Source organism: Achromobacter deleyi, assembly GCF_902859705.1.
Taxonomy (GTDB): domain Bacteria; phylum Pseudomonadota; class Gammaproteobacteria; order Burkholderiales; family Burkholderiaceae_B; genus Achromobacter; species Achromobacter deleyi.
Genome location: NZ_CADIJO010000005.1, coordinates 37,997 through 49,539 on the forward strand (window position 1 = coordinate 37,997; position 11,543 = coordinate 49,539).

Consider the following 11,543-nt stretch of genomic DNA (forward strand, 5'->3'; position numbering starts at 1 on the left):
GTGGCTTTGCCGGCCCGCCCACCTTTCCTTCATTCGAGGCACTGAACATGAATTCAAATCATCAGTTGAAGTTGTTGATCCTGGCAGGCAGCCCGCGCCGGGACGGCAACAGCGCCGCCCTGGGCGCCGCCGCCCGACGCGGCGCGCAAGCGGCGGGCACGTCCGCCACGCTGCTGTTCCTGGACGACTACATCCAGGGCTTTCTGCCCGACCTGCGCCGCGCGTCGGCGCCCGATGACCGCTATGCCGAATTGTTCCTGGACCACTACCTGCCCGCCGACGGCGTGTTGTTCTGCACGCCGCTGTACTGGTATGGCATGTCGGCCCAGACCAAGGCGTTCTTTGACCGCTCGTTCACGCATTACGCCGGCACTGGCCCGGAACCGGAACGGGTCAAGGCCGCCATGGCCGGCAAGCGCCTGGGCCTGGCTGTGGCGTCGGAAGAGACCTATCCTGGCGCGGTGCTAGGCGTGGTGCACCAGTTGCAGGAATTTGCCCGCTACACGCACGCGGACTTCGTCGGCTGCGTGCACGGGTCGGGCAACAGCCGCGGCGAGATCGCGGCAGACCCGCGCCGCCCGCTGCAGGCCGCCGAAACCCTGGGCGCCGAGTTCTTCACGCGGAAATACTCGGACTACCGGTTAGAGACGCCACGCAGTCGCAACGTATGGGGGTCGCCCCCGCCAGACGACGCTCGCCCCGCGTAAGCCACCCCAGGGCGATGGGCCAGAGCGAGTCGCGGAAACGTTCGTGGAAGAAGGCGAAATGGCCGATGCCGTCCAGCCCCAGCGAGGCGGGGGCCAGCCGCAGATGGGTGCGCGCGCTACCCGTGAAATAGCCCAGCAGCCGGCCGATGGCGGCTTCGGTGCCGAATTCGTCGTCGGTCACGCTCAACGCCAGGATGGGCGCCGTGACCGCCGCCATCGCGGCTACGCGGCGTGCGCCCGCCGGCCCGCCGCGCGTCTCGAAGCGCGGGCCCATGAAGCTCCAGTCCCGCACCACGCCGCGCGGCGTGTCTTCCAGCCAGCCCAGCCGGCGTCCCGGGAAGTAGCCCAGGCTGGCGGCCAGCAGCGGCATGGCCACGTGCCATTTGGCCAGCATGCGCAGGCGATGCCCTGCGGCGTAATCGCGCCAGTAGGCGTATTGCGCACCCATGGTGAAGATGCGGCGCAAGCCCTGCGCGGACGGCGCCAGGCCCGTGACGAAGCCGCCGATGCTGTGCGCCACCACGTCCACGGGCTGGCCTGGAAAATGCGCCGCGACAAAGCGCAGCACCGCTTCGAAGTCCTGCTCGCCCCAGTCCATCCACGAGGCCTGGAAGCCGCGCAAGGAGTCCGGACGCGACTCGCCGATGCCGCGGTAGTCGTAGGTGACGACGTCAAAGCCGTGCTGGTACAGGTAGGCGGCGAAGCGGGCGTAGTAGCGGCAGCGCACGGAAGTGGCCGCGTTGATGACGACGACGGGCCGCCGGGCTACCCCAGGTTCAGCGTCATCAGGCTGATCTTCATCAGGCCGGATGGCGTCGAACCCGGCCGCCTCTGGATCGGCACCGCTCGCGGCCGCATCCGCATGGCGCCACATATAGCCGCCCAGCGCCACCCCGTCCGCGGCGCTCAAGGTGATGCGTTGAGCTTCCATTTTCACATTCCTTTCTATCAATCGATCAAGCAAAGAAACCTGGCGAACAACTCGATTAAATCCGGAGAAAACACCCGATTCAACCGATTATTCGTTGCTCATCACATGATTTATAGGAATGCCTATAGCCCCATTGCGCGGGCGGCCGACCGGTTCATCACCCCCGGCGGACTGCCGTAGACCTGCTTGAATACCCGCGTCAGATGGGCCTGGTCCGCGAACCCGACCGCCGCCGCGGCCTGCGCCAAAGGCAAGCCGCCACGCAGCAGCGCACGGGCGCGCGCCACTCGCCAGTTGCGCAGCCAGGCCTGCGGCGGCAGGCCATAGCGCCGCGCGAACTGCTTGACCAGCGTGCTGCGGTGCTTGCCTTCGGCCCGCGCCAGCGCCTCCAGGTCCGGCGCGCAGGCCGGATCGGATCGCATGCGTTCGAACAGCAGCGCACAGACATCCGGCTCGGTCGAACCCGTTGCCTTGCCCCTGTCCATCGCCTCGCCCACCGGCTGCCCATGCGCGGCCAACAACGCGAACAACGCCGCCGACAAGCGGCCGCGGCGCACGGCGTCGTCGGTTTCATCCGGCGCCAGCGCCGCCAGCCATTGATCGCACAGCGCTGCGTCGCGGATAACCGGCCCCGGCAACGCCAGGCCGTTCTCACGCAAGGCCCACGCATGGTCCCGAAACCAGGCCGGCTCGATATACGCCATGCGGTACGCCAGCAAGCCCGCCGAGGTGCCGCCGGTATGCACCTGCCCGGGTGCGATCACCACCAGGTCGCCCTCGCCCGCCTCGAAGGCGTCGCCGCGCACGGTGAAGGTACAGCGCCCCCGGGCGATGGCGCCGATGGACCAGGCGTCGTGAAAGTGGGCGTCGAAGCGGTAGGCGCGCAGGTCGGCAATCAGCACGTCGCCGGGCAGGCCCGCGCCGCAATGCCAGATATGTTGGGAAACCGCCATCGAAAGACCGCCAGGAAAAACAGGGCACACCGCCGTGAGGATGATGGCGGCTATCCGAAATAGTCGGCCTGCGACGCCAGCGACCGCGCCAGCAGCCAGGCATTGCGGGGATTTTCGCCCACCCGGCGGATGGCATAGGGCCACCAGTCGGCGCCGAACGGCAGATACACCCTGACGTTATAGCCCAGCCGGCGCAGCGCCAGTTGCCAGTCGGGCCGCACGCCGTAGAGCATCTCGAACTCAAAGGCATCGGGCGCCCAGCCGCGCTCGCGGGCCAGCGCCATGATGGCGCCGGCCAGGCGGTCGTCGTGGGTGCCGAACACCGGCAGAAAGCCGGCCGCGCGCGCGGCGGGCGACAACATGATGGACGCGCTGTCCAGATAGGCGTGGTCGATGGCGGCGCGGCCCGGATGGTCCAGCGCGCGTTCCGGAAAGGCGCCCTTCACCAACCGCAGCGAGGTGCGCTGGCCGATCGCCCAGGCCAGGTCTTCGGGGGTGCGGCGGCGTCGCGCCTGCAAGGTCAGGCCGATGGGCAGGCCTGCCGCCAGCAGCGTGCGATGCAGCGCGCAGGTGCGGTCGCGGATGGCCGAATCTTCCATGTCCAGCACCACCCAATCGCGGCCGCCGCCGGCCGCCTGGCGCGCGCGGTCGGCGATGCGCCGCGCATTGCCAGCGCCCAGCGCGTCGTCGCGCATGTAGCCGATGGCGGTGGGGTCGATGGAGACGTGCACATCCAGCCCCGCCTGGCCCAGGGCCGTTGCCGCCTCGATCGCCTGGCCCACGTTGTGTTCGATGGCGGCCGGGTCGGCCACGTATTCGCCCAGGTAGAACAAGGACGCGCGGATGCCATGCGCTTCGCGCAGCCGGACCGCGGTGCGCACGGCCTGGTCGATGTCGGCGCCGCCGACGAAGCGCCGCGCCAGCGAGGTCCGGGCGGCCAGGCCGCGCATGGCCCGGCCGATGCCCGGGCTGCGCGCCAGCGTGATGGCGGTTTTCTGGAATAGGCTCATGGGCGCTCCGTGCGAAAAGCGCCACTATGGAAGGGCCGCGCGGACCTGTCTTGAACAGGAGTGAATCCCGCGCGGCCAGAACCGATTGCGTCAGACCTTGCCGGCGGCCAGCCCCGCCGCCCGGCCGCGGCCGAACAAGGGCCGCTGCACCGTCTGCGCCAGCAACACCCCGGCCAGCGTCACCGCGCCGCCCAGCAGGTGATAGCCGTGCAGTTGCTCGCGCAGCAACACGAAGGCGGCCAGCGCGGTGAACAGCGGCAGCAGGTTGATGAAGATGCTGCAGCGGTTGGGCCCCAGGCGATGCACGCCTTCGATCCACAGGAACGACAGCAGCACCGACGAGAAGATGCCGGCATACAGGATCAACGGAATCGTCTTCATGTCCAGCGCCGCCTGCGCTGCCGGCACCCGCAGGTACAGCGGCAGCATGTACAACAACGCAAAGATCGACTGCACGAAGGTGGACTGCCACGCCGGCACCGGCACCTTCCAGTGGCGCAGCAGCACGCCGTACAGCGCATAGGAAAACGCCGCCAGCAGCATCAGGCCGTCGCCCACGTGGATGCCGTGCTGGAACACGCTGAGCATGTCGCCCTGCCCCACCAGGTAGAGCAGCCCCAGGAACGACAGCGCGCCCCCGGCCGCCATGCCCAGCGTCAGCGGATCGCGCAGGATCACCACGCTGAGCAGCATGCTCAGCAGCGGAATCAGCGCGGTCAGGATGGCCATGTTGGTGGCAGTGGTGGTTTCAGCGGCGCGGTACGACAGGGCCTGGAACAAGGCCGACGACAGCGCACCGTACAGCGCCAGCTTGGGCCAGTGACGCAGGATGGTCTTGCGGTTGCGCCAGGCGGGCACGGCCGTGAACAGACTCATGATCGCCAGCGCCAGGATCAGCCGGTAGAAGGTGATGGCGGTGGGCGAGATGGCGCTGGCGGCCATCTTGGAGACGATGACATTGCCCGCCCAGAACAGGATGGCGAACAATGGAAACAGGTAGGACATGATGAGTTCACTCGCAGGAGGGGAATCGGCACATCCGCTGGCCGGGCGCACGCCCGACCCGCAGATGACCGCCATCCTATTGAGCGCCCGCGCGCCCGTCTGCCGATGAACTGGCACAGACTATCTTGAAATGGACATTTCGCCAGCCCCGCCGTCACGAGGCGGCGACGCCAGCCAGGATCGCGCCGCGGTCAGGGCCGGAACATCGCCTCGTCCAGCGGCGCCTGCAACCCCGCCATGCGCGCCGTCAGCAGCGCCGCGCTGCCGCAGGCCAGGGTGAAGCCCAGCGCGCCCTGGCCGATGTTCAGCCACAGGTTGTCCGCGGCCGGGCTGCGGCCGATCAGCGGCTTGCCCGTGGGCGTGGCCGGACGCAGGCCGGCCCAGGGAATGGCCTGCCCCAGGTCCAGCGCCGGAAAGGCTTCGGCCACCTGGCGCTTGAGCAGCGCGATGCGCACCGGGTCGATGTCGGCGTTGCCGCTGCCGATGTCGACCATGGCGGCAATGCGCAACACCCCGCCGACGCGGGCGTAGACGATGCGGCGTTCGTAGTCGGTGACGCTGATGCGCGGCGCCACGGTGTCGTCGCCCGCCAGCGGCACGGTCAGGCTGTAGCCCTTCAGCGGATACAAGGGCACGTCGTGGCCCAGCGGCCGCAGCAGGTCGCGCGTACCGATGCCGGTGGCCAGCACGATGGCGTCCGCGCCGATGTCGCCGTCGCGGGTGTGCACGGCCACGATGCGGCGGCCTTCCCGTTGCAGGCCCGACACCGGGTTGGACATGGCGCACTGCACATTGGCCAGGCCTTGCAGGCGGTCGAACAGGGCCTGCGTGAACTGGCGGCAATCGCCCGCCTCTTCGCTGGGCGTGTAGACGGCGCCCGCCAGGCTGGCGCCCATGCCGGCCAGCGCGGGTTCGCGCGCCAGCGTCTGGGCGGCATCCAGCACCTGCTGGTCGGACCCGTGGGCGGCCTGGTAGGCCACCAGCGCGCGCGCCTTGTCCAGCAAGGCCGCGCTGCGGTAGGCAATCAGCTTGCCATTCTTGAGATGGCCGAATTCCAGGTTTTCCTGTTCCAGCAGGGTGTGCATGGCGTCGCGGCTCAGATACGACAGCGCCAGCAGTTGCGCGGTGGAATCGCGCGCCACCGACGCGCGGCAGGCCAGCGCGAATTGCAGGCTCCAACGCCATTGGTGGGGGTCCAGCCGCGGGCGAAAGCGCAGCGGCGAATCGTTGCGCAGCAGCCAGCCGGGCACACTGGGCAGCACCCCTGGCCCGGCCAGCGGCGCCACGTAGCTGTAGCTGAGCTGGCCGCCATTGGCATAGCTGGACACCTCGGCCGGATGGGCATGCGCGTCCACCAGCACCACGTCATGTCCCTGGCGCGCCAGGAAATAGGCCGACGTCACGCCCACCACCCCGGCCCCGATTACGCACACGCGCATACCTGCATCCAAATAAAAGATTGGCAACCTTTCTATTCTGGAGGGTGAGACGAACGGTAGCAAATCACCAGGTTCGGGGTGGCCATAACCCAGGCTCATGGGCCTGGCGGGCGCGACCCGGCCCAAGCGACTGACAACCCGCGGACAACAAGGCCGGCCGTCCGCCGCGACAGGCGCAGGCCTACGCCGCGCGATGCAGCTTGATGATGGCGGCGGCCGTCGGGTCGCGCACCAGGTCGGCCAGCGTATGGCCGTTGAGCGCCTCGTAGAAGGCTTGCAGCGTCTGCGCCAGCACGCCCGCCAGGCGGCAGGCGCCGTCCAGCGCACAGGGCGGCTCGCGGCAGTCGATCAGGGGGCCCTGCTGTTCCAGTTCGCGCACCAGGTCGCCCAACCGGTACTGCCCCGGCGGATGCGCCAGCGCCAAGCCGCCGCCCTTGCCGCGCGACGTGCTGACCCAGCCGCGCTGCGACATGAAGTGCACCACCTTGACCAGGTGGTTGCGCGACACATCAAAGCGCGCGGCGATCTCCGGAATGGTGACCGCCGCGGGCCGGTCGCGGCATTGCGTCAGGTACATCAGGACGCGCAGGCCGAAGTCGGTGAATCGGGTCAGTTGCATGGGCGCCAGGATACACCGGTCAGGCGGGTGCGCCGCCACTGCCGAAGGCCTCGGCGTGGATTCGGTCCGCCGCCACCCCCAGGGCCAGCAGCGTCTCACGCTGGGCCCGCATGAAGCCGGCCGGGCCGCACAGGTAGTAGTCGGCGTCCGGCACGATGGCCTGGTCGCGGATGGCGCGCAGGTCGACGCGGCCGGCATGGTCGTAGTCGCGCCCCGGCTGGTCGCCGCTGGCGACTTCTTCGTAGAACACCGCTTTGCGCACGTTGCCGCGCGCGGCGGCCACTGCGTTCACGTGGTCTTTCATGGCATGCACCGCGCCATTGCGACAGCCGTGCACGAAGCGGATCTGGCGCGGATCGTCGGTGGCCACCAGGTGGTTCAGCATCGACATCATAGGCGTCAGGCCCACCCCGCCGCTGACCAGCACCACCGGCGCGGCGTTGTCTGCGCGCAGGTGGAAATCCCCCTGCGGCGGGGCCACGTCCAGCACGCCGCCTTCCTGCAGGCGGTCATGCAGCGCGTTGGAAACGCGGCCGGCAGGCGTCTCTGCGCCCGCGGGTTCGCGCTTGACGGAAATGCGCAGGCGGTCCTGCCCCGGCGCGTCCGACAGGCTGTATTGGCGCGGCTGCATGAGGCCCAGTTCGGGAACGAAGATGCGCACCGACACATATTGGCCGGGACGGTAGTCGGGCACCGTGCCACCGTCGGCCGGCGCCAGGTAGAACGAGGTGATGTCCGCGCTTTCGGGCTGTTTGCCCACCACGCGGAAGGCGCGCCAGCCGGTCCAGCCGCCCGGCTTGGCCGCCGAATCCGCGTACAGGCGGGCCTCTTCGGCAATCAGCATGTCGGCCAGCTGGCCATAGGCGGCCGCCCAGGCGTCCACCAGTTCATCGGTGGCGGCCTCGCCCAGCACCTCGCGGATGGACGCCAGCAGGTGGCGGCCCACGATCGGGTAATGCTCGGGGCGGATACCCAGGCTGACGTGCTTGTGCACGATGCGCGTCACCACCGGCGCCAGCACCGACGGGTCGTCGATGTGCTCGGCATAGGCGGCCACCGCGCCGGCCAGCGCCTGCTGCTGTTCGCCGCCGGCCTGGTGCCCCTGGTTGAAGACGTGCTTGAGTTCGGGGTTGCCGTCGAACATGCGGGCGTAGAAATGGCGGGTCAACGCCACCCCATGGGTCTTCAGGACGGGGGCCGTGGCCTTGACCAGGGCGCGGATCTGCGGGCTCAACATCGACTGCTCCTTGCGCTGCGGATGGATCCGGCGGGGTTGCCGGACATCCGATTTTAAACATGCATTAATAATACATCTTTAAATGCGCGAGGCAAAACTGCCTGATGCGGTTCAGCCGGCACCGCCCTCCCATTGGCCCAATGGCCGCAGCGGCGGCAGCTCGCAGCCGGCCGCCGCGCGCCAGTCGATACCCGGGTCCGGTGCGCCCGCGGCGATCTGCCAGGCGGCAGCCGCGACCCAATCGTCGCCCAGTTGCCAGACCGCCGCCCGCCAGCGCCCGGGCGGCGGGCGCAGCGCCGGTTGGCCCGCCGGCTGGGGCGCCAGGCCGACCGAGGCCATGTCCGCCGGAAAATCCAGCCCGGCGGCTTTGATGAAGGCTTCTTTCAGGGTCCAGAGCAGGTAGAAGCGCGTCTGCCGCAACGGCATGGCCGCGTCCTGCAGCCAGGCGCGTTCGGTGTCGCTGCACACCCAGCCGGCCAGGGCGTCGAGATCGCGTGGCCGCAGGCGTTCCAGGTCGGCGCCGACGGCCTGGCCGGCCGGCGCCTGCGCGCACAGGGCGTGGCCGCCACTATGGCTCAGCGACAGCGCGTGGGGCCCGGCGCTGGCGGCGCGCACGTCTTGCAGCAGCGCGCGGCTGACGCGCCAGTCAAGCCAGGCCTTGGCCGAGCGGATGGCTGGGGCGCGGCGAGCGTCGTCGGCGGATAGCTGCTCAGGCCGGTATTGATGGGCGGCGCTTTGGCTGGCCCACCACAAGGCAAGTTCCCGATTACCCACGCCGTTTAGTAACAAATTGATATTTCAAAATGGCAAATACGTGCCGTTAACAAGATCTTAGTAACGTCTAAAAACAATTCACCTATTTACGATCATAGTAATATCGCGCGCTTATGCTGACCTTCTCAATCGCGCAGTGGCAGGGTTGGACATCGGGTATTGAAGACGCGAGCAGCTGGAAGCATTGGGCTGAACATCCTTATTGTCCCGTTGGCGAAACCTGCCCGCCCCGCCTGGAATTCCTGCCTCCGATGCAGCGCCGTCGCCTGACCCCGATGGCGCGCTCGGTGTTCGAATGCGCCTGGCCGGTGGCTGATGGCCACGCCCCCATGCCGCTGGTATTTGCCTCGCGCCATGGCGAGACCACTCGCAATTTCGGCCTGCTGCAATCCCTGGCTGCCGGCGAACCGCTGTCGCCCACCGCCTTCGGCCTGTCGGTGCACAACGCCATCGCCGGACAGTGGTCGATCATACGCCGCGAAACCACCGAATCCGTGGCCCTGTCGGTCGAAGACGACGGATTGGAACACGCTTTCCTGGAAGCCGGGCTGCTGCTGGCCGACGGCCACGCCGACGTGCTGGTGGTGCTGGCCGAAGAACGCCCTCCCGCGCCGTATGCGCCCTGGATCGACGACGTGCCCTTCTCGTACGCGGCCGCCTTCCGCCTGCGCGCCGGTACCGATTGGCGGCTCGAAGCGGCCGCGCGCCCGGCCTTGTCCGCCAAGGCTGCCACCGATGCGTCCGGCGCCGGTGCGTCGCAGCCCTGGCCCAATACGCTGAACCTGCTGCGCCACCTGGCGTTGCACACCCCCACCTGGCGGCACGCAAACCACGCCCGCCAATGGCTCTGGACCCGCTCGGCATGACGCCCTCGCCTCTTTCCCCCGCTCCCGCCGTCGCACGCCAGGACTTCTGGCTCTGGCGCCTGATCGCCACCGGCATGGCCTTCACGATGTTCGGCCTGGGCGGACTGCTGCTGCGCCTGGTGGTGTTCCCGCCGCAGCGCCTGATCCCCGGCAATGCCGCCGACCGCCAGCGCCGCGCGCGCTGGGCCCTGAACGGCACGTTCCGCTTCTTCATCCGCTTCATGGTGCGGGTGGGCATCCTGACGGTCGAATTCAAGGGCGCCGAACGCCTGGGCAAGCCCGGCCAGATGATCCTGGCCAATCACCCGTCACTGCTCGACGTGGTGTTTCTGGTGGGCCATGTCAAGAACGCCAACTGCATCGTCAAGCACGGCCTGGCGACCAACCCGTTCACGCGCGGCCCCATCAGCAACGCCGGCTACATCACCAACGATGAAAGCTTCGACATGTTCGACCGCGCGGCCGACGTGCTGCGCAACGGCGAAACCCTGATCGTCTTCCCCGAAGGCACCCGCACGCCGCCCGACCGCCTGCCGCAGTTTCACCGCGGCGCCTGCGCCATCGCGTTGCGCGGCGCCCGCGTGGTGACGCCGGTGGTCATCCGCATGAATCCGCGCAGCCTGACCAAGGGCGAACCCTGGTATCGCATCCCGCCGTGCCGCATGCGCTATGTCATTCAGGTTGGCGAAGACATTGATCCGGCAACATGGTCCAATGCGCACCCGCTGCCCATCGCCGGGCGCAAGATGAACGACTACCTGCACGCCTATTTCGAAGCCGAACTGACGCGCGATGCGTCCAGCGGCATCGCGGGGCCTGACTCAACGCCGGCAGCCATCTTCCCGGCCGCCAAGACCGATAACGAACACGCCTGATAACGAACAAGCGCGAACCGCGCCGCAAGTGGAGTGCAAGCTGGATGAATCAACTGGAAACCGAGCTCAAGACGCTCGTCATTGAATCCCTGGGCCTGGAAGACATCACGCCCGACGACATCGACCGCGAGGCCCATCTGTTCGGCGACGGCCTGGGGCTGGATTCCGTCGATGCGCTGGAATTGGGCCTGGCGCTGCAAAAGCGCTACGGCATCACGATCGACCCCGAAACGCGCAACATGCGCGAGCACTTCGCCAGCATTGCCAACCTGGCCGAATTCGTCGCGGCCCAGCGCCGCAACTAAGGCATTGGAGTTGACTATGCACACCCGCGACGAAATCTTCGACACGCTGCGCGATGCGCTCAGCGAACTGTTCGAGATCGAACCCGAGCGCATCACGCCAGAGGCCAACCTGTACACCGACCTGGAAATCGACAGCATCGATGCCATCGACCTGATCGACCACGTGCGCCGCCAGACGGGCCGCAAGCTCGACGCCAACGACTTCCGCAGCGTGCGCACGGTCGAAGACGTGGTGCAGGCCATCTGCAAGAAGCAGCAGGACGCCGCCGCATGATGCGAGGCGCGGCGCCCGCACTGGCCGTAGCCGGTCTGGCCTACCCCTTCGTCGTGCATGCGACGCTGGGGCGGGTCGACGCGGCCTGGCTGGCGCTGCCGCTGGCCCTGCTGTGGCTGGCGCGCGCCCTGACGCGCGGCGCCGACACGCCCGGCGGGCGCCTCTTGCCGCTGGCCGCCGTGGCGTTCTGCCTGGTGCTGGCGGTATCGAATTCGCAAGACTGGCTGCGCTGGTACCCGGTGATGATCAACGCCATGCTGCTGGCCGTGTTCGGCGCCAGCCTGCGCCAGGGCCGGCCGGTCATCGAACGCCTGGCGCGGCTGCGCCACCCCGATCTGCCCGAGGCCGGCGTGCGCTACACGCGCAAGGTCACGCAGGTCTGGTGCGGGTTTTTCGCCCTCAACGGCGCCATCGCGGCCGCCCTGGCGGCCTGGGCCCCCTGGACCTGGTGGACGGCCTACAACGGCGCCATCAGCTATGCGCTGATGGGCCTGCTGCTGGGCGGCGAATGGCTGTTGCGGCCCGCTGCGGCAAAGGCGGTTTGAGCG

At 68.5% G+C, this 11,543-nt stretch carries 14 protein-coding genes; 6 read left to right on the forward strand and 8 right to left on the reverse strand.

Features of this window, described 5'->3' with window-relative positions; translation table 11 throughout:
• The first annotated feature begins 47 nt into the window (after window positions 1–47).
• Window positions 48–707, forward strand: coding sequence for a flavodoxin family protein (locus tag HV798_RS09135; RefSeq protein ID WP_175192507.1), 660 nt, complete (start codon window positions 48–50; stop codon window positions 705–707).
• Here the strand turns inward: HV798_RS09135 and HV798_RS09140 are convergent.
• The 8 genes from HV798_RS09140 to HV798_RS09175 all read right to left on the reverse strand — a co-directional run bounded on the left by HV798_RS09140 (window position 616) and on the right by HV798_RS09175 (window position 8,654).
• Window positions 616–1,638: an alpha/beta hydrolase family protein gene (locus tag HV798_RS09140; protein WP_175192508.1), complete on the reverse strand. Its 1,023-nt coding sequence runs from the start codon at window positions 1,636–1,638 to the stop codon at window positions 616–618. The two genes, HV798_RS09135 and HV798_RS09140, sit on opposite strands and share 92 nt — an antisense overlap.
• 122 nt (window positions 1,639–1,760) lie before the next feature.
• Window positions 1,761–2,591, reverse strand: a complete 831-nt coding sequence (locus tag HV798_RS09145; RefSeq protein WP_175192509.1) for an AraC family transcriptional regulator — start codon at window positions 2,589–2,591, stop codon at window positions 1,761–1,763.
• Between the two features lie 50 nt (window positions 2,592–2,641).
• Entirely contained in the window at window positions 2,642–3,601 is a 960-nt protein-coding gene (locus HV798_RS09150; RefSeq protein ID WP_175192510.1) for a proline dehydrogenase family protein, read from the reverse strand.
• Window positions 3,602–3,691: 90 nt separating this feature from the next.
• Window positions 3,692–4,606, reverse strand: a complete 915-nt coding sequence (locus HV798_RS09155; RefSeq protein WP_175192511.1) for a DMT family transporter — start codon at window positions 4,604–4,606, stop codon at window positions 3,692–3,694.
• A gap of 191 nt (window positions 4,607–4,797) precedes the next feature.
• Entirely contained in the window at window positions 4,798–6,045 is a 1,248-nt protein-coding gene (locus tag HV798_RS09160) for a D-amino acid dehydrogenase (RefSeq protein WP_175192512.1), read from the reverse strand.
• 181 nt (window positions 6,046–6,226) lie between these two features.
• Window positions 6,227–6,664 (reverse strand): Rrf2 family transcriptional regulator, encoded by a 438-nt coding sequence (locus tag HV798_RS09165; RefSeq protein ID WP_175192513.1) that lies wholly within the window; start codon window positions 6,662–6,664, stop codon window positions 6,227–6,229.
• Between the two features lie 19 nt (window positions 6,665–6,683).
• Window positions 6,684–7,901: an NO-inducible flavohemoprotein gene (hmpA, locus tag HV798_RS09170; protein ID WP_175192514.1), complete on the reverse strand. Its 1,218-nt coding sequence runs from the start codon at window positions 7,899–7,901 to the stop codon at window positions 6,684–6,686.
• Between the two features lie 111 nt (window positions 7,902–8,012).
• Window positions 8,013–8,654: a 4'-phosphopantetheinyl transferase family protein gene (locus HV798_RS09175; RefSeq protein ID WP_246288653.1), complete on the reverse strand. Its 642-nt coding sequence runs from the start codon at window positions 8,652–8,654 to the stop codon at window positions 8,013–8,015.
• A gap of 134 nt (window positions 8,655–8,788) precedes the next feature.
• On the opposite strand from HV798_RS09175, the gene HV798_RS09180 reads away from it, so the two are divergent.
• Genes HV798_RS09180 through HV798_RS09200 form a run of 5 tightly spaced genes read left to right on the forward strand, consistent with a single transcriptional unit; the run spans window position 8,789 to window position 11,540 of the window.
• Window positions 8,789–9,541: a beta-ketoacyl synthase chain length factor gene (locus HV798_RS09180; protein ID WP_175192516.1), complete on the forward strand. Its 753-nt coding sequence runs from the start codon at window positions 8,789–8,791 to the stop codon at window positions 9,539–9,541.
• Window positions 9,538–10,416, forward strand: coding sequence for a lysophospholipid acyltransferase family protein (locus HV798_RS09185; protein ID WP_246288655.1), 879 nt, complete (start codon window positions 9,538–9,540; stop codon window positions 10,414–10,416). Before HV798_RS09180 ends, HV798_RS09185 begins: the two co-directional genes overlap by 4 nt.
• Before the next feature lie 44 nt (window positions 10,417–10,460).
• Window positions 10,461–10,721 (forward strand): phosphopantetheine-binding protein, encoded by a 261-nt coding sequence (locus HV798_RS09190; protein ID WP_025135430.1) that lies wholly within the window; start codon window positions 10,461–10,463, stop codon window positions 10,719–10,721.
• Window positions 10,722–10,737: 16 nt separating this feature from the next.
• Window positions 10,738–10,995 (forward strand): acyl carrier protein, encoded by a 258-nt coding sequence (locus HV798_RS09195; protein ID WP_025135429.1) that lies wholly within the window; start codon window positions 10,738–10,740, stop codon window positions 10,993–10,995.
• On the forward strand, window positions 10,992–11,540 hold the full coding sequence (locus HV798_RS09200) for a COG4648 family protein (protein WP_175192517.1): 549 nt from the start codon (window positions 10,992–10,994) through the stop codon (window positions 11,538–11,540). Before HV798_RS09195 ends, HV798_RS09200 begins: the two co-directional genes overlap by 4 nt.
• Window positions 11,541–11,543 lie beyond the last annotated feature (3 nt).

Coding starts and splice junctions, on each gene's coding strand:
- HV798_RS09195 (WP_025135429.1), top strand. CDS start 10,738: ATGCACACCCGCGACGAAATCTTCGACACGCTGCGCGATGCGCTCAGC.
- HV798_RS09160 (WP_175192512.1), bottom strand. CDS start 6,045: ATGCGCGTGTGCGTAATCGGGGCCGGGGTGGTGGGCGTGACGTCGGCC.
- HV798_RS09140 (WP_175192508.1), bottom strand. CDS start 1,638: ATGGAAGCTCAACGCATCACCTTGAGCGCCGCGGACGGGGTGGCGCTG.
- HV798_RS09155 (WP_175192511.1), bottom strand. CDS start 4,606: ATGTCCTACCTGTTTCCATTGTTCGCCATCCTGTTCTGGGCGGGCAAT.
- HV798_RS09135 (WP_175192507.1), top strand. CDS start 48: ATGAATTCAAATCATCAGTTGAAGTTGTTGATCCTGGCAGGCAGCCCG.
- HV798_RS09185 (WP_246288655.1), top strand. CDS start 9,538: ATGACGCCCTCGCCTCTTTCCCCCGCTCCCGCCGTCGCACGCCAGGAC.
- HV798_RS09190 (WP_025135430.1), top strand. CDS start 10,461: ATGAATCAACTGGAAACCGAGCTCAAGACGCTCGTCATTGAATCCCTG.
- HV798_RS09145 (WP_175192509.1), bottom strand. CDS start 2,591: ATGGCGGTTTCCCAACATATCTGGCATTGCGGCGCGGGCCTGCCCGGC.
- HV798_RS09150 (WP_175192510.1), bottom strand. CDS start 3,601: ATGAGCCTATTCCAGAAAACCGCCATCACGCTGGCGCGCAGCCCGGGC.
- HV798_RS09165 (WP_175192513.1), bottom strand. CDS start 6,664: ATGCAACTGACCCGATTCACCGACTTCGGCCTGCGCGTCCTGATGTAC.
- HV798_RS09200 (WP_175192517.1), top strand. CDS start 10,992: ATGATGCGAGGCGCGGCGCCCGCACTGGCCGTAGCCGGTCTGGCCTAC.
- hmpA (WP_175192514.1), bottom strand. CDS start 7,901: ATGTTGAGCCCGCAGATCCGCGCCCTGGTCAAGGCCACGGCCCCCGTC.
- HV798_RS09180 (WP_175192516.1), top strand. CDS start 8,789: ATGCTGACCTTCTCAATCGCGCAGTGGCAGGGTTGGACATCGGGTATT.